General features: G+C 68.1%; 16 protein-coding genes and 3 pseudogenes. 6 read left to right on the top strand and 13 right to left on the bottom strand.

Annotated features, from left to right (window positions below; all coding sequences use genetic code 11):
- Positions 1–109: 109 nt before the first annotated feature.
- The 6 genes and pseudogenes from nrdE to AU194_RS16325 all read right to left on the bottom strand — a co-directional run.
- Positions 110–1,726: pseudogene (gene nrdE / locus AU194_RS33045) on the bottom strand (class 1b ribonucleoside-diphosphate reductase subunit alpha); the annotation flags it as partial.
- Between the two features lie 24 nt (positions 1,727–1,750).
- A pseudogene (locus tag AU194_RS33040) lies at positions 1,751–2,959 on the bottom strand (LAGLIDADG family homing endonuclease); the annotation flags it as partial.
- Positions 2,948–3,508, bottom strand: a pseudogene (locus AU194_RS33035) (ribonucleotide reductase N-terminal alpha domain-containing protein); the annotation flags it as partial. The pseudogenes AU194_RS33035 and AU194_RS33040, both read right to left, overlap by 12 nt.
- Positions 3,475–3,921: a class Ib ribonucleoside-diphosphate reductase assembly flavoprotein NrdI gene (nrdI, locus tag AU194_RS16335; protein WP_059090300.1), complete on the bottom strand. Its 447-nt coding sequence runs from the start codon at positions 3,919–3,921 to the stop codon at positions 3,475–3,477. The pseudogene AU194_RS33035 and the gene nrdI, both read right to left, overlap by 34 nt.
- Positions 3,922–3,961: 40 nt before the next feature.
- Positions 3,962–4,204 (bottom strand): redoxin NrdH, encoded by a 243-nt coding sequence (locus tag AU194_RS16330; RefSeq protein ID WP_059090299.1) that lies wholly within the window; start codon positions 4,202–4,204, stop codon positions 3,962–3,964.
- A 476-nt stretch (positions 4,205–4,680) separates the two neighbouring features.
- The gene (locus AU194_RS16325; RefSeq protein ID WP_059090313.1) at positions 4,681–5,223 is read right to left on the bottom strand and encodes an NAD(P)H-dependent oxidoreductase; all 543 of its coding nucleotides are present in this window, start codon (positions 5,221–5,223) and stop codon (positions 4,681–4,683) included.
- Positions 5,224–5,306: 83 nt separating this feature from the next.
- Here AU194_RS16325 and AU194_RS16320 point away from each other — a divergent pair, with 83 nt between their 5' ends.
- Genes AU194_RS16320 through AU194_RS16310 form a run of 3 tightly spaced genes read left to right on the top strand, consistent with a single transcriptional unit; the run spans position 5,307 to position 8,149 of the window.
- Entirely contained in the window at positions 5,307–5,909 is a 603-nt protein-coding gene (locus AU194_RS16320; RefSeq protein WP_059090298.1) for a TetR/AcrR family transcriptional regulator, read from the top strand.
- Positions 5,910–5,913: 4 nt separating this feature from the next.
- On the top strand, positions 5,914–6,966 hold the full coding sequence (locus AU194_RS16315) for a DNA polymerase IV (protein ID WP_157576130.1): 1,053 nt from the start codon (positions 5,914–5,916) through the stop codon (positions 6,964–6,966).
- A 10-nt stretch (positions 6,967–6,976) separates the two neighbouring features.
- Positions 6,977–8,149 carry an AAA family ATPase gene (locus AU194_RS16310; protein ID WP_059090312.1) on the top strand — a complete coding sequence of 391 codons (1,173 nt, stop codon included), beginning with the start codon at positions 6,977–6,979 and terminating at the stop codon, positions 8,147–8,149.
- Positions 8,150–8,152: 3 nt separating this feature from the next.
- Here the strand turns inward: AU194_RS16310 and AU194_RS16305 are convergent, their stop codons facing one another.
- Both AU194_RS16305 and AU194_RS16300 read right to left on the bottom strand, forming a co-directional pair.
- Positions 8,153–9,010 (bottom strand): SDR family oxidoreductase, encoded by an 858-nt coding sequence (locus AU194_RS16305; protein ID WP_059090296.1) that lies wholly within the window; start codon positions 9,008–9,010, stop codon positions 8,153–8,155.
- Between the two features lie 33 nt (positions 9,011–9,043).
- Positions 9,044–9,679 (bottom strand): TetR/AcrR family transcriptional regulator, encoded by a 636-nt coding sequence (locus AU194_RS16300; RefSeq protein WP_059090295.1) that lies wholly within the window; start codon positions 9,677–9,679, stop codon positions 9,044–9,046.
- A 120-nt stretch (positions 9,680–9,799) separates the two neighbouring features.
- On the opposite strand from AU194_RS16300, the gene AU194_RS16295 reads away from it, so the two are divergent.
- Positions 9,800–11,293, top strand: coding sequence for a cytochrome P450 (locus AU194_RS16295; RefSeq protein WP_059090294.1), 1,494 nt, complete (start codon positions 9,800–9,802; stop codon positions 11,291–11,293).
- A gap of 4 nt (positions 11,294–11,297) precedes the next feature.
- On the opposite strand, the gene AU194_RS16290 is transcribed toward AU194_RS16295, so the two are convergent.
- Entirely contained in the window at positions 11,298–11,783 is a 486-nt protein-coding gene (locus tag AU194_RS16290) for an alpha-isopropylmalate synthase regulatory domain-containing protein (RefSeq protein WP_059090293.1), read from the bottom strand.
- A gap of 203 nt (positions 11,784–11,986) precedes the next feature.
- Here AU194_RS16290 and AU194_RS16285 point away from each other — a divergent pair, with 203 nt between their 5' ends.
- Positions 11,987–12,739 carry a sulfite exporter TauE/SafE family protein gene (locus AU194_RS16285; protein ID WP_059090292.1) on the top strand — a complete coding sequence of 251 codons (753 nt, stop codon included), beginning with the start codon at positions 11,987–11,989 and terminating at the stop codon, positions 12,737–12,739.
- Between the two features lie 7 nt (positions 12,740–12,746).
- Here the strand turns inward: AU194_RS16285 and AU194_RS16280 are convergent, their stop codons facing one another.
- Positions 12,747–13,811 (bottom strand): phosphotransferase family protein, encoded by a 1,065-nt coding sequence (locus tag AU194_RS16280; RefSeq protein ID WP_059090291.1) that lies wholly within the window; start codon positions 13,809–13,811, stop codon positions 12,747–12,749.
- Positions 13,812–13,823: 12 nt separating this feature from the next.
- Entirely contained in the window at positions 13,824–14,651 is an 828-nt protein-coding gene (locus AU194_RS16275) for a class I SAM-dependent methyltransferase (protein WP_059090290.1), read from the bottom strand.
- A gap of 125 nt (positions 14,652–14,776) precedes the next feature.
- Between AU194_RS16275 and AU194_RS16270 the strand changes: the two genes are divergently transcribed.
- The gene (locus AU194_RS16270; protein ID WP_059090289.1) at positions 14,777–15,451 is read left to right on the top strand and encodes a helix-turn-helix domain-containing protein; all 675 of its coding nucleotides are present in this window, start codon (positions 14,777–14,779) and stop codon (positions 15,449–15,451) included.
- Positions 15,452–15,455: 4 nt separating this feature from the next.
- On the opposite strand, the gene AU194_RS16265 is transcribed toward AU194_RS16270, so the two are convergent.
- On the bottom strand, positions 15,456–15,740 hold the full coding sequence (locus AU194_RS16265) for a hypothetical protein (RefSeq protein ID WP_059090288.1): 285 nt from the start codon (positions 15,738–15,740) through the stop codon (positions 15,456–15,458).
- Between the two features lie 47 nt (positions 15,741–15,787).
- Complete coding sequence (locus AU194_RS16260) at positions 15,788–18,541, bottom strand: LuxR family transcriptional regulator (protein WP_059090287.1); 2,754 nt, start codon at positions 18,539–18,541, stop codon at positions 15,788–15,790.
- Positions 18,542–18,612 lie beyond the last annotated feature (71 nt).

Below are 18,612 nucleotides of genomic sequence, written 5' to 3'. Positions count from 1 at the left end.
CCCGCCGAAACACTCGACGCACTACTGTGCGACCCACTCAATCCACCCGCTGTTGCATAGACGCCTTGAACCCAAGCCCCTGGGAACGTGCATAACCCGACACTCGCCGTCACAACATGCAGCTGACGCAACCCTCCACCTCAGTGCCCTCCAGGGCCATCTGACGCAGCCGGATGTAGTACAGCGTCTTGATGCCCTTGCGCCACGCGTAGATCTGCGCCTTGTTCACATCGCGCGTCGTCGCGGTGTCCTTGAAGAACAGCGTCAGGCTCAGGCCCTGGTCGACGTGCTGCGTCGCCGCCGCGTAGGTGTCGATGATCTTCTCGTAGCCGATCTCGTACGCGTCCTGGTAGTACTCCAGGTTGTCGTTGGTCAGGTACGGCGCCGGGTAGTAGACACGGCCGATCTTGCCTTCCTTGCGGATCTCGATCTTGCTCGCCACCGGGTGGATCGAGCTGGTCGAGTGGTTGATGTAGGAGATCGACCCCGTCGGCGGCACCGCCTGCAGGTTCTGGTTGTAGATTCCGTGCTCCTGGACCGATTCCTTCAACCGCTTCCAGTCGTCCTGGTTCGGGATCCGGATGCCGGCATCGGCGAACAACCGCCGCACCCGGTCGGTCTTGGGCTCCCACGCCTGCTCGGTGTACTTGTCGAAGAACTCCCCCGACGCGTACTTCGAGCGTTCGAAGCCCTTGAAGTGCGTACCGCGTTCGATCGCAATGCGATTCGACGCCCGCAGCGCGTGGTAGAGCACCGTGTAGAAGTAGATGTTCGTGAAGTCCACGCCCTCTTCGGACCCGTAGAAGATCCGTTCGCGTGCGAGGTAGCCGTGCAGGTTCATCTGCCCGAGCCCGATCGCGTGAGAGTCGTTGTTGCCCTGCTCGATCGACGGCACCGACGTGATGTGGGTCTGATCGCTCACCGCGGTCAGCGCGCGGATCGCCACCTCGATGGTCTGCGCGAAGTCCGGGGAGTCCATGGCCTTCGCGATGTTGAGCGACCCCAGGTTGCACGAGATGTCCTTGCCGACCTTCGCATACGACAGGTCGTCGTTGAACTCCGACGGGGTGGACACCTGCAGGATCTCCGAGCACAGGTTGCTGTGCGTGATCTTGCCGTCGATCGGGTTCGACCGGTTCACCGTGTCCTCGAACATGATGTACGGGTAGCCCGACTCGAACTGCAGCTCGGCCAGCGTCTGGAAGAACTCGCGCGCCTTGATCTTGGTCTTGCGGATCCGCGAGTCGTCGACCATCTCGTAGTACTTCTCGGTGACCGAGATGTCGGCGAACGGCACGCCGTACACACGCTCGACGTCGTACGGCGAGAACAAGTACATGTCCTCGTTCTTCTTCGCCAGCTCGAACGTGATGTCCGGGATCACGACACCGAGGGACAGCGTCTTGATGCGGATCTTCTCGTCGGCGTTCTCGCGCTTGGTGTCGAGGAACCGGTAGATGTCGGGGTGATGCGCGTGCAGGTACACCGCGCCCGCACCCTGCCGGGCACCGAGCTGGTTGGCGTAGGAGAACGAGTCCTCGAGCAGCTTCATGATCGGGATGACGCCCGAGCTCTGGTTCTCGATGTTCTTGATCGGCGCGCCGTGCTCGCGAATGTTGCTCAGCAGCAACGCGACTCCGCCGCCGCGCTTGGACAGCTGCAGCGCGGAGTTGATGGAGCGGCCGATCGACTCCATGTTGTCCTCGATGCGCAGCAGGAAGCAATTGTGCACGACGGTCCCGCGGATGGCGTAGGTGTGTGTGCCCTCGACGTGCAGGTTGTAGACCTTGGTCGGTACTTCCGTGGTGTGCTTGAGTGCGCGAACTCCGTAGACATGACGCCCATGCACGATCTGGTGTATGGATCGCGACGTACCCTTTTGACCTACGTAGTTGTGCAGGTTCTTACCCACGTCGAAGATAAAGTCTTCATTGAATCCCGGCAGTCCGGGCACGAACACCTGTCCTGTCACGTTCCCGGACTGGTTCACGTACTGACGGACCCGAGACATGATTCCGAGCCGCCGCAGGAGCAACTGAACCTGATCAACCAACTCCGGGTTCACCAAATCGAGCAACATACCGCCGGTCGTGCTGCAACCGTCTCCGCGGAACAGGCCGGCCAACAAGCCCAGCTGAAATTCCTCGTCGGCTGTCAAGACGTCGGCGGTCAACCGCTTTGAGCTGTATCCCGTACCGGCGAGCGAAAGGAACAACGACGCAATGACCTTGCTGTTGCATACCATTCGCACCGATTGGTCGGACAGGCTCTGGTTGACAGATAGGTCAGCAGCGAAGACACGCTTGAATGCCGCGGCGAGTTCTTGCTGGTACTCGAGTTCATGTGCGCCGAGTGTGAAGTGGATGCCGTTGGGCGACTTGGCGCCGTCCGGTCCCACCCGCTTCGACACGTGACCCTCGGCGATATACCAACCAAGGATCAGCCCGAGGTCATAAGACTCCTCGACATAGCGATTCACCGATACGAAACTCATGTGATGGCGCTGCTTGTTCCGGTGCTTCAGATCGGTGTTGACCTTGCGGATGAGGCCGTCGACCTCTTCGTAGAGGCCCGCGCCGACGTGATCCATCATGTCGTAGACCCGTGGCTCGCGCGCTTCCCGCGGTGCTGTCGTCACGATGAAATCGGTCGGGTGAATGTCCTTGGCGGCCAGCCAGACGAACCCGTTGAACGGATCGGCGCCGTCGCCGGCGATCAGCGTTTCCACGTCGCGCGTGGTCCACACCAAAATCGGATGCTCCGGCGTGCACAGGATCGGCTCTTTGTGACCGAAGTGCGAGATCGACACCAGCGCTTGATCATTCGGGTTTTCGATCACAGACTCAACGAGAGAATAGGAACCGTCGTGCGACAGCACCCGGTCCCCTGGCTCCAACGTCTCAATGGACCTCGGCCCGTCGGGGGTGTCGATCGGTGTGCCTGCCGGAAAGCACGACACCGGCTCACCACGCTGCTTCTTGCCCGAGTTCAGGAACGTCGGGGTGGCCGGCTGGAACCGGCCGTCGATGATCTCGTCGACGAGCTTCTCGGCCAGCGTCGTATCCCCGGCGGCCAGCGTCAGCGCCACCATCACCACACGGTCCTCGAAGCGCTCGAGGTAGCGCTTCCCGTCGAACGTCTTGAGCGTGTAAGAGGTGTAGTACTTGAACGCCCCGAGGAAGGTCGGGAAGCGGAACTTCTTGGCGTACGCCCGGTCGAGCAGGCTCTTGACGAAGTTGCGCGAGTACTGGTCGAGCACCTCGCGCTCGTAGTACTCCTTCTCGATCAGGTAGTCGAGCTTCTCGTCCTGGCTGTGGAAGAAGACGGTGTTCTGGTTGACGTGCTGCAGGAAGTACTCGCGCGCGGCGAGCACGTCCTTGTCGAACTGAATCCTGCCGTCCTTGTCGTACAGGTTCAGCATCGCGTTCAATGCGTGGTAGTCGGTCTCCCCGGGGAGCGCGTGCGCGCCGGTGGTTACAGGCTCTGCAGCTGTGACGGTGGGTGGCACGTCTGTTCCTTCCAGAAGTTCTCGAGACCGGCTTGCACGGCGAGGACGTCGTCGGTCGTCCCCATCAGTTCGAAGCGATACAGGTAAGGGACGCCGCACTTGCGGGACACCACGTCGCCCGCGTAGCCGAATTCGGCGCCGAAGTTGGTGTTGCCCGCGGCGATGACGCCGCGGATCAACGACCGGTTGTGCTCGTTGTTGAGGAATGCGATGACCTGTTTGGGGACGTAGCCCCCGGCATCGGGATCGGGCCCGTTGGCGTGGCCGCCGCCGTAGGTGGGCAGCACCAGCACATAGGGCTCATCGACCCGGATGCGAGCGTGCAGTGGGATCCGGGTGGCGGGCAGCCCCAGCTTCTCGACGAAGCGGTGGGTGTTCTCCGAGACGCTGGAGAAATACACCAGGTGGCCCATCACAGTCCTTCCGATCGGATCCGCCTTGACTGCGTACCCGTCAGGCGGTGGTTGCCACCGCGCCCGCGAGCGCCTTGATCCGGTCGGGGCGGAAACCCGACCAGTGGTCGTTGCCGGCGACGACGACGGGGGCCTGCAGGTAGCCGAGGGCCATGACGTAGTCACGCGCTTCGCTGTCGAGGGAGATGTCGACGGTCTCGTAGGCGACGCCCGCCTTGTCCAGCGCCTTGTAGGTGGCGTTGCACTGCACGCATGCGGGCTTGGTGTACACGGTGACGGTCATCGGCGGTACGTCTCCTTATGTGAACGGCGGCGGTGAATCAAATCGGTCTGGCAACTGCTCGGTGCTGCGTGCCCGCTGTAGTGTTCAGCGATCCGCAGGTCCTGGAAATTCCTGGTCGTCCGGGGGTGGGTGTCCGGTGAGCCGGTCACCCCGCGGCACTGGCTCCCGCGCTCCCGGTGGCCGTCGAACTCTGGTGGCCTGTCGGTGTGCAAGACACTACACCTAGTGGCCGACAACGCGGACAGATACAACATGTTCTGAATGACATTTTTGGAATTCCCAGGTCGTAAGCCCCCCACTCCGGTTTCCTCCGGCGTGTCGCCACGCCGGACGAGGACTGTGTCGCTATATGTAGGGGTGTCTACCACCGGGTACCGACAAGTGATCCGGGCGGAAGCGGCCGCCGCCGCCGCCCCGAACCGCTCAGCAAACTCCGCGCGTGCGCTGAGCGGCCCCGCCGTACCCCGCCGCCCGCCTCAACCGACGGCGGCGACGAGCTTGCCGACGATGTCGCGCAGTGTGGCGGCGACCTCGGCGTTCTCCCGCGGATGCCTGCCGTCGAGCGTTTCGGTGTGTAGCGACAACCGCAGGTCGTCGATCACCTGCGGGCCGAACAGACCGAAGGATTTCCGGGTCTCGTCGTGCGCCCACTGTCCGCCGTAGCGACCGAGCGCCGCCCCGACCACTGCGAGCGGCTTGTCCTTGAGCGCGCTGGCCCCCCAGGGCCGGGACAGCCAGTCGATCGCGTTCTTGAGCACGCCGGGGATGCTGCCGTTGTACTCGGGGGTGATCACCAGGGCGGCGTCGGCCGCCGCGGCCGCGGCGCGGAGCGCCTGCGCGGGTTCGGGCGCCGACTCACCGTCGATGTCCTCGTTGTAGAACGGCACCTCGCCGAGGCGGTCGAAAATCTGCAGCGAGACGCCCGCCGGAGCGGACTCCACGGCCAGTTCGGCGAGTTGGCGATTCACCGACGCCTTCCGGAGGCTGCCCACGAGCACGATGACGTTCACATCCGGCATATCGAGTTCCTTTCGATCGAAGCGGTCCACACGCACATAACCGGACTACGGTCCGATTGATTCCCGCGGCTAAGGTCGAACAGGTGAGCGCCCCCGACCGATTCGCGCCGCTCCCGGTGACCGATGCGCCGCAGGAGCGGGGCGACGCCGCGCGCAACCGGCTGCTGCTGCTCGACGCCGCGCGCCGGCTGATCGCCGAACGAGGTGCGGGCGCGGTCAGCACCGACGACATCGCCGCGGCGGCCGGCGTCGGCAAGGGCACGCTGTTCCGCCGCTTCGGCAGCCGCGCCGGGCTGATGCTGGTGCTGCTCGACGAGGACGAGAAGGCCCTGCAGCAGGCGTTCATGTTCGGCCCGCCGCCGCTGGGACCCGATGCGCCGCCGCTGGAGCGCCTGGTGGCCTACGGCCGGACCCGGCTCGCCTTCGTCCACGACCACCATGCCCTGGTCTCTGACACCGCGCGCGATCCGCAGACCCGGTTCATCGGGCCGGCCGCGCTGCAGCATGCGCACGTCCGCCTACTGCTGCAGACCGCGGGCACCACCGGGAACCTCGACGCGCAGGCCACCGCGCTCATCGCTCTCCTCGACGCCGACTACGTCGAGCACCGCCTCGGCGAGGGCGCCACCCTCGACGACCTGGGCGATGAGTGGGAGGGCGTGGCGACCAAACTCTGCGGGCGGTGACGCCGTGGCCGCCTGGATCCTGCACGTCGACCTCGACCAGTTCCTCGCCTCGGTCGAACTGCGCAGGCATCCAGAACTGGAAGGGCTGCCGGTCATCGTCGGTGGCAACGGCGACCCGACCGAACCCCGCAAGGTCGTCACCTGCGCGTCGTATCCGGCGCGGGAGTTCGGGGTACACGCGGGCATGCCGCTGCGCGCGGCGGCGCGCCGCTGTCCGGACGCCACGTTTCTGCCCTCGGACACCGCCGCCTACGACGAGGCGTCGGCACAGGTGATGGGCCTGCTGCGCGACCTGGGCCACCCGCTGGAGGTTTGGGGCTGGGACGAGGCCTACGTCGGCGCCGACCTGGATGACACGGCCGATCCCGTTGCAGTCGCCGAACGCATCCGCGAGGTGGTCGCGGGCACCGGCCTGTCGTGTTCGGTCGGGATCAGCGACAACAAACAGCGCGCCAAGGTCGCGACCGGGTTCGGGAAACCCGACGGGGTCTACCTGCTCACCGACGAGAACTGGATGGCGGTGATGGGTGACCGACCGGTCGACGCGCTGTGGGGCGTGGGACCGAAGACGGCCAAGAAGCTCGCAGCGATCGGCATCACCACGGTCGCCGACCTGGCCGGCACCGACGCCACGGTGTTGACGTCGGCGTTCGGGCCGACGACCGGGCTGTGGATCCTGTTGCTGGCCAAGGGCGGCGGCGACAGCACGGTCAGCGCGGAACCGTGGGTGCCGCGGTCGCGCAGCCACGTGATCACCTTCCCGCAAGATCTCACCGACCGCGCGGACATGGACGCCGCGGTCGCCCGGCTGACCGCCCAGACGCTCGACGAGGTCGTCGCGGCGGGCCGGGTGGTCACCCGGGTCGCGGTGACCGTCCGCACGAGCACCTTCTACACCAGGACCAAGATCCGCAAGCTGCCCACCGCGGGCACCGATCTCGATGTCATCACCGCCACCGCACTCGACGTGCTCGCCCAGTTCGAGCTCGACCGGCCGATCCGGCTGCTCGGCGTCCGCCTCGAACTGGCGATGCCGGTCGTCGGAGCCCACCCCTAGCGTGGAGGCCATGCTCTCGACCGTCGCCGTCCGCGGTTACCGTTCGCTGCGCGAGGTGGTGTTGCCGCTGCGCCGCCTCACGGTGGTGACCGGGCCCAACGGCAGTGGCAAGTCGTCGCTGTACCGGGCGCTCGGGCTGCTCGCCGACTGCGGCCGCGGTGAGGTGGTCGGATCGCTGGCCCGCGAAGGCGGTCTGGAGTCCGTGCTGTGGGCCGGACCGGAGCAGACCGCGGGCGCACGCCGCACCGGCACCACCGAGGGCACGGTCCGCACCCGCCCGGTCAGCCTGGAAATGGGTTACGCCGCAGACGATGTCGGCTACCTCGTCGACCTCGGGCTGCCTCAGCACGCCGGCCCGGGCTCGTTGTTCGCGCGCGATCCGCAGATCAAGCGCGAGGCGGTGTTCGCCGGGCCGGTGCTGCGCCCGGCCGCCACCTTGGTGCGGCGCGGCGGTCCCTACGCCGAGGCGGGCGCCGAATCGGGCCGCGGCTTCGACGAACTGACCCGCGCGCTACCGCCGTACCGCAGCGTTCTCGCCGAATTCGCAGGTGCCCGGCCGGAACTCACCGCCGTCTACGACCGGCTGCGGAACTGGCGGTTCTACGACGGGTTCCGGGTGGACGCCGCGGCGCCCGCACGCCGGCCCCGGGTGGGCACCCGCACACCGGTGCTCTCGGCCGACGGCGGCGATCTGGCCGCGGCCGTGCAGACGGTCATCGAGGCGGGCTTCGACGACCTGGGACGCGCCGTCGCCGACGCCTTCGACGGCGCGACGGTCGAGATCGCCGTCCACGACGGCCTTTTCGACCTGCAGTTACGTCAGCGCGGGATGCTGCGGGCGCTGCGCTGCGCCGAATTGTCCGACGGCACACTGCGTTTCCTGCTGTGGGCGGCGGCGCTGCTGAGCCCCGAGCCGCCGTCGCTGATGGTGCTCAACGAACCGGAGACCTCGCTGCACCCCGACCTCGTGCGGCCACTGGCCGGTCTGATCACCACGGCCGCCGCGCAGACACAGGTCGTCGTCGTCACCCACTCGCCCGCCCTGATCGACTTGCTGGGCGCCGTCGCCCCCGACGAGGACGGCGACGCCGTCCGCATCGCGCTCTACAAGGAGTTCGGCGAAACCCGGGTCGAGGGGCAGGACCTGCTCAGCACCCCGCCGTGGGACTGGGGCAGTCGCTGAGCGCTATTTGAGTCCAGGCCGCAGGGCGCGGGAGAAGATCACGTTGGCCTGGCGCATCGCGACGCTGTAGGGCCACCACATGGCGCGCTTGAACATATACAGCGCGCGGATGTCCGGCGAGGTGTAGATGAGATAGCGGTTGCGCCGCACCCCGGCCAGGATGCGTTCGGCCACCTTCTCGGGCGACACCGCGTGGCCGGTGAACCGGTTGGTCCACTTCTTGACGTTCGGATCCTCGCGGTCCACCCCGGCGATCTGAACCGTCTGCACCAATGGGGTTTTCACGGCGCCGGGCACCACCACCGAGACCCCGATCCGGTGACGGGCCAGGTCGAAGCGCAGCACCTCCGACAGCCCGCGAAGACCGTACTTGCTGGCGCTGTAGGCGGCGTGCCACGGCAACGCGACCAGCCCGGCCGCCGACGACACGTTGACGAGGTGACCGCCGCGGCGCGCCTCGACCATCGGCGGCACGAACGCCTCGATGACGTGGATGGGCCCCATCAGGTTGATGTCGACCATCGACTTCCAGTGCTGGTGGGTCAGCCGGTCGACGGTGCCCCACGCCGAGACACCGGCGATGTTCATGACGATGTCCATCGCGGGATGGTCGCGGTGGATGTCGGCGGCGAAGGCGACGACGGCGTCGTAGTCGGAGATGTCGAGCGCCCGGTGCATCGCGACCTTGCCGCCGAGCGCGCGGGCGTCGGCGACGGTCGTCTCCAGCCCGTCGGCGTCGCGGTCGGTGAGGAACAGCTCGGCGCCCTCGCGGGCCAACCGCAGCGCCGTCGCACGCCCGATGCCGCTGGCCGCGCCGGTGAGCAGACATCGTTTACCGGTGAATCCGCCGCCCTGCGTCATGGCGGTGACCCTACCTGTCCACCCACCCCGAGATCAGCCGTCGCGCGGCGTGTGCCCGCCCCACAGCGAGTGCAGCCAGAGTCGTTCGACGATGTCGACCGCGCGGGCGATGTCGTCACCGCGGCCGATGAAGCCGGTGTCGTGGGACAGCGTCATCGCCGTGGTCGCGGTGAGCGTGCGCACCAGTGCGGGCAGATCCTCGGAGATGGGCCGGGCGCCCTCGTCCTGGCGCACGAGCCCGACGATCTTGTCGATCACGGTGTCCTCGAAGTCGTTCATGATGTCGCGGATCTGCGCGTCGGTGTTCCGCGCCAGCGTGGTGGCCCGCATGATCGGGTTGTTGCTGGCGAACACCGCCTCGGCGTAACCGACCATGCGCCGCGCGAACGTGGCGGGCGACTCGTCGGCCTTACGTGGGGCGAAATCATGGGTGAGCTGGTCGAGTTCGGCCATCGCGTCGGCGACGATCACCGCGAGCACCGCGTACTTGGAGTCGAAGTAGAAGTAGAACCCGGACCGGGCAACGCCCGCGCGCTCACTGATCGTGCTGACCGACAGGTCGGCGAACGGTTGCTCCTGAAGCAGCTCTCGGACCGCGGCGACGATCGCGTCGCGTTGCCGGTCGCCGCGGCTGCGGCGGATCTCAGGCGTCTCGGATTCGGCGGTCATGGCATCCAACCTTGGCACCGCGGCACGCCAGAACAAAACTTGACATGCGTCAAGATCGCCGGTCAGGATGTGAGGCAGGTGACGTCCACCACAGCGTTGTGATTACCAGGAGCGTTCTAGATGGCGACCATCAGCACCCCGGAATATCTGCTCGACCAGGCCAAGCGGCGGTTCACCCCCACGCTCAACACCATCCCCGGCATGGGGTTCGTCGAGAAGCGCCTGCGCGAGAAGCTGCACAACAACGAATGGAAGCAGTTCGTGCTGGCCGAGCCGCCTGCGGGCAGCGGGCTCAAGCCGGTGATGGGCGATTCCGGACTCCCGGTGCTCGGCCACATGATCGAGACGTTCCGCGGCGGGCCGGACTATCTGCTCGACGTGTACAAGACCTACGGTCCGCTCCACTACGCGTTCTCCCCCGCGCTGCCCGCGGTGGTCGCGCTCGGACCCGACGCCACCCAGGCCGTCTTCTCGAACAAGAACAAGGACTTCTCGCAGCGCGGCTGGCATCCGGTGATCGGCCCGTTCTTCAACCGCGGCCTGATGATGCTCGACTTCGACGAGCACATGTACCACCGCCGCATCATGCAGGAGGCGTTCACCCGCACCCGGCTGGCCGGTTACGTCGAACACATCGACCGGGTCGCCTCCCAGGTCGTCGCGAACGACTGGGTCGAGAACGACCCGCGGTTCCTGTTCTACCCGGCGGTCAAGGAGCTGACCCTCGACATCGCCTCGGTGGTGTTCATGGGCCACGAACCGGGCACCGACAAGGAACTGGTCACCAAGGTCAACGACGCGTTCACCATGACCACCCGCGCCGGCGGCGCGATCATCCGGACCGGGCTGCCGCCGTTCAAGTGGTGGCGGGGTCTGCAGGCCCGCAAGGTGCTCGACAACTACTTCGAACAGCGGGTCAAGGAGAAGCGCGGCTCCGACGGCACCGACATGCTCACGGTGCTGTGCCACACCGCCGACGAGGACGGCAACACGTTCTCCGATCAGGACATCGTCAACCACATGATCTTCCTGATGATGGCCGCCCACGACACCTCGACGTCGACGCTGACGACGATGGCCTACCACCTGTCGCGCAACCCGGAGTGGCAGGAACGCTGCCGCGAGGAGTCCGAACGGCTCGGCGACGGCCCGCTCGACATCGAGGCGCTCGAGAAGCTCGAGACCCTCGATCTGGTGATCAACGAATCGCTGCGACTGGTGACGCCGCTGCCGTTCAACGTCCGCCGGACCGTGCGCGACACCGAACTGCTGGGCCACTACATCCCCGCCAACACGGACGTGGTGCTCTGGCCGTCGGTGAACCATCACCTGCCGGAGCTGTGGACCGACCCCGAGAAGTTCGACCCGGCCCGCTTCACCGAACCACGCAACGAGCACAAGCAGCACCGGTATGCGTTCGCACCGTTCGGTGGCGGAGCGCACAAGTGCATCGGCATGGTGTTCGGCCAGCTCGAGATCAAGACCGTGATGCACCGACTGCTGCGCCGCTACCGGCTCGAACCGCCGCGTCCCGGCTACGTCGCGAAGCTGGACTACGCGGGTATGCCGGTCCCGATGGACGGTATGCCGATCGTGCTGCGCCCGCTGCGCTGACCGGTCAGCCGGCGAGGAGCCGGTTGGCGCAGGCGACCACGGCCTTGAGTGCGGACTGGGTGGCGTCCGGCGACCAACCCATCGCCCATTCGGCGTGCACCCCGTCCGAACCACGGATGAACGTCGCGGTGTGCGCACCCACGGGGATCTGGTGGAACGCCACGGTCTCCACCGCGATGCCCTCGTCGTGGAGCATCGCGGTCAACGCCGCGATCGGGCCGCACGCCGAGGCCGTCGCGGTGCTGATCCGGTCACCGAGCGCCAGGGTCGCCTGATAGGTGCGGGCCTGCGGGCCCAGCCTGCGCGCGGGCCCCTCCCCGTCGGTGCAGGTCCACTGGCCGAGTCGCAGCGGACCGGCGGCGGGTGAGTATTCGGCGCAGAACGCGTCCCAGGTCATGTCGTCGACCTCCTCACGCAGTCCGCGCGGCAGCGGTGCGGCCACCACGGACGCGAATGTGGGGGTTGGGGTGGGGATCGAACTCGTGATCATGTGTGCCGGTCTTCTCGAGAGAGGGAGTGACCGACGATGTAGCAACGACCCACAGCGAGGGGTCGGTCCGAATCAGACCCCGCTGCGGGTTGCTACTACGAGTCGCCTTGGCACGAGGGCGATGCTAGCCCCGCCCGCAGGGGTGACGCAAACCCCTTTCCCCGCGTCGGCGGACCGCCCGGGGCGGCACTACTGTCGTCGCAATGGGTTGGCCCGAGATCGGTCTGTTGCTGGCCGCGGGCATCCTCGGCGGCCTCACCGGCAGCATCGCCGGACTCGCGTCGGTGGCCACCTATCCGGCGCTGCTGGTCGCGGGTCTCCCGCCGGTCGCGGCCAACGTCACCAACACCGTGTCGCTGGTGTTCAACGGGGTCGGATCGGTCCTCGGGTCGCAGCCCGAACTGCGCGGGCAGGGCGGATGGCTGCGGCGGATCATCCCGGCCGCGGCGCTCGGCGGCGTGGCCGGTGCGGCACTGCTGCTGTCGACGCCTGCGGAGGGCTTCGAGAAGGTGGTGCCGGTTCTGCTGGGCGCCTCGGCGGTGCTGATCCTGCTTCCCCGCCGCGCCGGACCTGCACACCCCGAGCGCCGCGCGCACGCCGGGTGGCGCGAAGGTGCTGCGATCCTGGCGATCTGCGTATACGGCGGCTATTTCGGTGCGGCGGCGGGTGTGCTGCTGCTGGCGCTGCTGCTCACCACGGGCAGCAATACGCTCGCCCATGCGAATGCGGGCAAGAACGTCGTGCTCGGGGTGGCGAACATGACGGCGGCGGTGGTGTTCGCGGTGTTCGCCCCGGTGCACTGGGCCGCGGTGGTGCCGATGGGAGCGGGGTGCCTGATCGGTTCGCGGCTGGGACCGATCGTGGTGCGCCACGCACCGTCGGGCCTGATGCGCGCTCTCATCGGCGCCGCGGGGATCGCACTGGCAATCAAGCTGGGCGTCGAGGCCTACGGGTGACGTCGGGTCACAGGAAAGGGTTGTCCCCCTTGGCCACCCGCATCCCGAGGTCGATCAAATTCGTCGCGGACGTGTGCAGGCGCTCGCCGGCCTCGCGGGTCGCCCGCCCGGCGAGGTAGCGCGACCACGTGCCCTCGATGACGACGGCGAGTTTGAAGCAGGCCATCGCCAGATACCAGGGCAGCGCGTCGGTCCGCCGGCCGCCGGCCGCCACGTAGGCGTCCAGCAGGTCGCTCCGGTCGGCCAACCCGCCTAACGCGGCGAGTTCGGATCCGGCGTTGATCGGGTTCGGGTCGTGCGGCCAGCAGATCAGCATCCAGCCGAGGTCCAGCAGCGGATCGCCGACCGTGCACATCTCCCAGTCGATGAAGGCGGCGAGTTCGGGGGTCTCGCGGCGCAGCAGCACGTTGTTGAGGTGGGCGTCGCCGTGCATGATGCCCGGTTCGCCGTCGGGCGGCCGGTTGTTCTCGAGCCACTCGGCAAGGTCGGTCACCGCGGGCAGTTCGTCGGGTGAGTAACGGTCGTGCCGGTAGCTCTCGAGCAGCCGGAGGAATTGCGGGACCTGACGGGCCAGGAACGACCCGGGTCGCTTGAGTTCGGCGAGTTCACTGCCCTCCCACGGCACGTTGCCCAGCAGCGCCAGGCTCGCCGCGTAGGACAGGCCCACGCGGCGGCGCATGTCGGGGTCGTCGCGGTAAGGCTGCGTCACCTCGGTGCCCGGGTTGAACCCGTCGATCTCCTCCATCAGGTAGAACACGACGCCGAGCACGTCGAGGTCCTCGCAGCCGGCGATGAAGCCGGGGTGCGGTACCGGGCTGCCCGCCAGCGTGCGCAGCACGGCGATCTCGCGCTGCATGGTCTTGTCGCTGGTCGGGCGTGGGTGCACCGGCGGACGGCGCAGCACCATCGGCCGCCCGTCGAGGTGCAGCCGGACGACGACGTTCTGGCTGCCGCCTGCCAGCGGCGCCACGTCGGTGACCGTCTCCCCCAGCCCGGTTCGCCTCACCCAGGCAGTCAGGGCCTCGACATCGGCATCGGTCAGGGTGGGCAAGGGCTGCGCGGCGTCGGGCATGCCGACATGGTGTCAGGCCTTCCGCGCGGTCACCAGCAGATACTCCCACTCCATGTGCGACGCCCCGGCCATCAACGCGTCACCGAGACCGGCGATGTCGGCGTCCAGTTGCGCGGCGCGGTCCGCGTCGTCGCCGACGTTGCGGTACGCCGCGATGGTCGGGCCGTAGACCGCCTTGAAGTAGTCGCGGAACTGCGCGCCGTCGGCGAAATGGGTGACCGGCAGGGTGCGGCGTTCGGTGGCCAGATCGGTGACGCGATCGGCGAACAGTTCGCGCACGTGGTCCTCGCGGCCCCACAGCGGCGGCGGCTGGGCACCGGGCGGCGGGGGCGGCATGTAGGGCTTCATGGTCGCGAACAACTTTCCGATGTGCCCCTCGGGTGTCCAGTTGATCAGGCCGATCCGCCCGCCGGGGCGGCACACCCGCACCAGTTCGTCGGCGGCGCGCTGGTGGAACGGGGCGAACATCACCCCGATGCAGGACATGACGACGTCGAAGTCGTTGTCCGCGAACGGAAGAGCATGCGCATCGGCCTCCTGCCACTCGAGTTCGACGCCGGCTTCGGCGGCGATCGTGCGGCCGTGCTCGAGCAGTTCGGGGGTCAGATCGCTGGCGGTGACCGCCGCCCCCGTCGCGGCGGCGGGGATGGCGGCGTTGCCGGTGCCTGCGGCCACGTCGAGGACCCGGTCCCCCGCGCCGATTCCGGTGGCCTCCACCAGAACCGGTCCCAGCGGGGCGACGAGCTCGGCGGCGAGGCGCGGATAGTCGCCCGAGGCCCACATGGCGCGGTGTTTGGCGGCGAGCTGTCCCTGGTCGACGGTGGCGGTCTCACTGGTCATGTCGGGTCCTCCTGGGTTCGGTGCACACATCGTCGCCCCGCGCCGCCGGCGATTCCAGTTCCACATCTGTACTGGCGGGGGTTTCTGCGGGACGATGTCGATGCGGTCGTCGAGGAGGTGCACCGATGTCGGGATACGGCCAGTTCTGCCCGGTGGCCAAGGCCATGGAGTTGCTCGACGAACGGTGGACCATGCTCGTGGTCCGCGAATTGTTGCTTGGTAGTTCACATTTCAATGACCTGCGGCGTGGTGTGCCGAAGATGTCACCGGCACTGCTGTCGAAGCGGCTCAAGGCGCTGACCCGCGCCGGGGTCGTCGAACGCACCGAAATCGACGGGCGCACCAGCTATTCGCTCACCGCATGCGGCCGTGAGCTCGCCACCGTGGTCGAGGCGCTCGGAACGTGGGGGGTGCGCTGGATCGGCGAACTCGGCGACGAGGATCTCGACCCCCATCTGCTGATGTGGGACATCCGCAGGACCGTCCCGGTGGACCAATGGCCCACGGAGCGCACCACACTCGCGATCCGCTTCGACGGGGTCGACGCGCGGGCCTCGCGCTGGTGGCTGGTCGTCGCCGACGGCCGCGCCGACGTATGCGACTTCGACCCGGGATACGAGGTGACGGCCACGGTGCGGACCAGCCTGCGCACGCTCACCGAGATCTGGCGCGGTGACCGCAGCTGGCCGCACGCACTGCTCGACGGCAGTGTCGCGGTGTCGGGACCCGCGCACGCCCGCCGTGCGGTGCCCTCGTGGATCGGCCAGGGCACACTCGCCGCGGCCGCCCGCCCCGTCTGACCCGTCAGGGCCCGCAGAACTCGACGTCGGTCGCCGCGGTCACCCGCTGTGCGGGCATCTGGGCACCCTCACACGTTCGGGTCACCTGCGCCGCCGAATCCGCGGTGAAGACGCCGAAGACGACCTCGTCGGCCGGTACCGAGAGCAGTGTCAGCAACCGCACGGCAATCCCGTTCGCGGACAACGTCTCCGCGGATGCCCTCAGCCGGGCCGCGGTCTTGGCGACCGCTTCCGCACTGAGCGCCGGCCGATACCACTCGACGAGGTAACAGGGCACACCGACATCCACCGCTGCGACGCTAGCCCGCCGTAGCGCCAGAGAAATCGGGCGATCCCCTATCGCGCCGCCTGCCCCATGTACCGACCGAGCTCCGCGCGTGAGTGGATCCCCAGTTTCGTGTACACCCGCGAGAGGTTCGCCTCCACGGTCTTGGGGCTGATGAACATCGCCATCGCGATGTTGCGGTTGGTCATACCGGTCGCGGCCAGTTCGGCGACCCGTTGCTCGGACGGGGTGAGCACCGCGCCCCGGTGCCTGCCGACGTTGGCCCGTCCGAGATCGGCGCGCACGCGGTCGGCCCACAACGGTGTGCCCAACCGTTCGAAGGTCTCCAGCGCACTGCTCAGCGTCGCGGCGGCGGCGTCCTTGTGGCGTTGACGGCGCTGCAACCTGCCGAGCAGGAGCTCCGTGCGCGCGCGTTCGAAAGGCATTGGCAGGCGGTCATGTTCGGCCATCGCCTGCTGTGCGGCGGCCACCGCCGCCGCGACGTCGCCGTGGGCGGCGCACACCATCGCCCGGCACCGGCCACCGACCGCGAGCATCCACGCGCGGTCGAGCCGCCTGCCGTTGCGTTCCAGTGCGGCCACCAGCGGTTCCGCGGACTCCGTCCGGCCGAGGTTGACCATCGCCTCGACGGCGTCGGGAATGGACCACGCCGCGATCATCTCGGTGGTGTTCGGCGCCGCGTCGATGCGCGCGACCATCGGCTGCAGCACCGAGAGCGCCGCCTCGTAGTCACCGAGTGACACCTCGAGGAATCCCAACGCGTTCGTCGGCCACTCGCCCAGCCGGACCGAACCGCTGCGCACCGATGCGGCCTGCGCGGCGGCCACCGCGCTGCGCGCCTCGTCGACGCGGCCGCAATACGCCGCCAGCAACGCCCGGTTCGACAGTGCGACCGCCATCGGCACGTCGCCGCCGAGCTGCTGTGCCAGCTCCACCGAATCCTCGATCAGCAACGCCGCGTCGGCGAATTCGCCGCGCCAGATGGCGTTCAGGCCGGCGTGGTAGGTGACGAACATCAGATCGCCTTCGTCGCCGCGCTCGATGCACCGCTTCCGCAGCGCGGTCAGCTCCTCGTGGGCCCGGTCGAGGTCGCCCACCATCGAACGCAGCACCGCGAAATGGGCGCTGGGGCGCAACGACATCGGGATGTTGGCGTCGGCGTCCTCGAGTTGGAGTGCGCGGTGCAGGATTTCGTCGTCCACCCCGTCACCGACGAGGAACGCCATCATCGAACGCATGCTGAGCGCCTGGCTCAACAGCGCGGGTACACCCAGCTTCTCGGCGTTGTCGACCGCCTCGTTCGCGCGGTCGAGCGCCGCGTCGATGTGGCCGGCGTTGAAGAGGGCGAAGGTCAGGGTGACCAACATCGAGACCAGCGCCGCGGGGTGCTCGGCGGCCTCGGGAAGCGTGTGCTGCAGCAGGTCGGCGGCCTCCGGGAAGCTGTCGTCGAGCAACCTCACGTAGCCGAGCAGGTTCGCCGCCTCGGCCCGCAGTGCGCCCGGTTCCAGTTGCGCCATCGCCTCTTCGAGCAATGCCTGGGCGCGGGCCGGGTCACCGGCGTTGAAGTGGTGACGGGCCGAGGCGATGCGCCGGTCCGGGGTGTCCCCGCCCAGCCCGATGGCCAGATCGGTGAGTTCGGCCGCGGCGGCGGGAGCGCCCCGCATCCGTGCGCTGTCGGCGGCTTGGTCGAGAGCGCGCAGCGTTTCGGCGTCGGCGGTGATCGCGCCCAATGCGAGGTGTCTGGCCTTCAACTCCGGCTCATCGATGATCGCGGCGAGCCGCCGGTGGGTGGCGCGGCGCCTGCCGGACGCGGCCGCGGTGTAGACGGCCCGCGCAAGGATCGGATGGCTGAAGCGGATGTGGTGGCCCTCCAGGCCGATGACACCCTTGGACTCGGCCGTCTCGAGAATTTGTGCGACGTCGTCGACGGTGCGGTCGCAGGTCCTGGCGATGACCTCCACCGTGGGGCGGTCGACGCACGCTGCGGCCAGCAGCACCTCGTGCAGGTCGGGGTCCAGCGCGCCGACCCGCCGGTGCACCACCTCCGACAGCGTGCCCGACAGCGGCACGTCCGACAGCGCCGCCGCATCGCCGAGTGAGCGGGCCAGTTCGAGGGCGTAGAGCGGGTTGCCGCCGGCGAGTTCGTGGATTCGCACCATCATCGGCCGGGAGTACGTCCGGCCGAGGCGCTGGGTGAGGATCGTGTGCAGGGCGCCGACGCTCAGCGGCTGCAGCCGGATCCGCCGCACGTCCTCCGGCCACGGCATCCGGACCGTCGGGGCGGCCAGGTGTTCGGTGCGGATGGTGCACAGCACACCGACCGGACCGGTCAGGCGGGGCACCGCGAACGACAGGGCGCCTGCGCTGGAGGTGTCGAGCCACTGCAGATCGTCGACGGCGATGAGGACCGAGGATTCGGCGGCCAGGATCTCCACCACCGACAGGAAGCCGGCGGCGACGGCCCGCGCATCGTTGGCGACCTCAGGGGCGTCGAGCAGCAACGCCCCGTACAGCGCCCGGCGCTGCGGTTCGGGCAACGCGTCGTAGATCGAGATGTCCACGCCGCGAAGCAGATCGGCCAGCGACGCGTAGGCGAGCACCGATTCCGCGGCCGAGGCGCGTGCGGTGAGCACCCGCAACCCCCGGGCCCTGGCCTGCTCCACCGCGGGCAGCCACAGCGCGGTCTTGCCGATTCCCGCGTCGCCCTCGAGCAGCAGGGCCGTCGGCCGACGGTTGATTGCATTCAGGAATTCAGCGACGGCAGCGAACTCCGACGGACGCGCGACCGCCGCCGGGTTGGTCATCTGCCAAGCATGGCAGCAAATCGCGATTTCGGTGTAGTTGGTCGCGCAAGACGCGACCAACTACACCCGAA

It is taken from the genome of Mycobacterium sp. GA-2829, from assembly GCF_001499965.1.
In the GTDB taxonomy this organism is placed as follows: domain Bacteria; phylum Actinomycetota; class Actinomycetes; order Mycobacteriales; family Mycobacteriaceae; genus Mycobacterium.
Note: the sequence above shows the minus strand (reverse complement) of the source record. Positions and strands in the feature narration are given on the sequence as shown.

Bases quoted from the DNA above. Each gene is read 5' to 3' on its own strand.
- AU194_RS16270 (WP_059090289.1), top strand. From the start codon at position 14,777: ATGTCGGGATACGGCCAGTTCTGCCCGGTGGCCAAGGCCATGGAGTTG.
- AU194_RS16310 (WP_059090312.1), top strand. From the start codon at position 6,977: ATGCTCTCGACCGTCGCCGTCCGCGGTTACCGTTCGCTGCGCGAGGTG.
- AU194_RS16285 (WP_059090292.1), top strand. From the start codon at position 11,987: ATGGGTTGGCCCGAGATCGGTCTGTTGCTGGCCGCGGGCATCCTCGGC.
- AU194_RS16290 (WP_059090293.1), bottom strand. From the start codon at position 11,783: ATGATCACGAGTTCGATCCCCACCCCAACCCCCACATTCGCGTCCGTG.
- nrdI (WP_059090300.1), bottom strand. From the start codon at position 3,921: ATGGGCCACCTGGTGTATTTCTCCAGCGTCTCGGAGAACACCCACCGC.
- AU194_RS16300 (WP_059090295.1), bottom strand. From the start codon at position 9,679: ATGACCGCCGAATCCGAGACGCCTGAGATCCGCCGCAGCCGCGGCGAC.
- AU194_RS16280 (WP_059090291.1), bottom strand. From the start codon at position 13,811: ATGCCCGACGCCGCGCAGCCCTTGCCCACCCTGACCGATGCCGATGTC.
- AU194_RS16260 (WP_059090287.1), bottom strand. From the start codon at position 18,541: ATGACCAACCCGGCGGCGGTCGCGCGTCCGTCGGAGTTCGCTGCCGTC.
- AU194_RS16325 (WP_059090313.1), bottom strand. From the start codon at position 5,223: ATGCCGGATGTGAACGTCATCGTGCTCGTGGGCAGCCTCCGGAAGGCG.
- AU194_RS16295 (WP_059090294.1), top strand. From the start codon at position 9,800: ATGGCGACCATCAGCACCCCGGAATATCTGCTCGACCAGGCCAAGCGG.
- AU194_RS16305 (WP_059090296.1), bottom strand. From the start codon at position 9,010: ATGACGCAGGGCGGCGGATTCACCGGTAAACGATGTCTGCTCACCGGC.
- AU194_RS16275 (WP_059090290.1), bottom strand. From the start codon at position 14,651: ATGACCAGTGAGACCGCCACCGTCGACCAGGGACAGCTCGCCGCCAAA.
- AU194_RS16330 (WP_059090299.1), bottom strand. From the start codon at position 4,204: ATGACCGTCACCGTGTACACCAAGCCCGCATGCGTGCAGTGCAACGCC.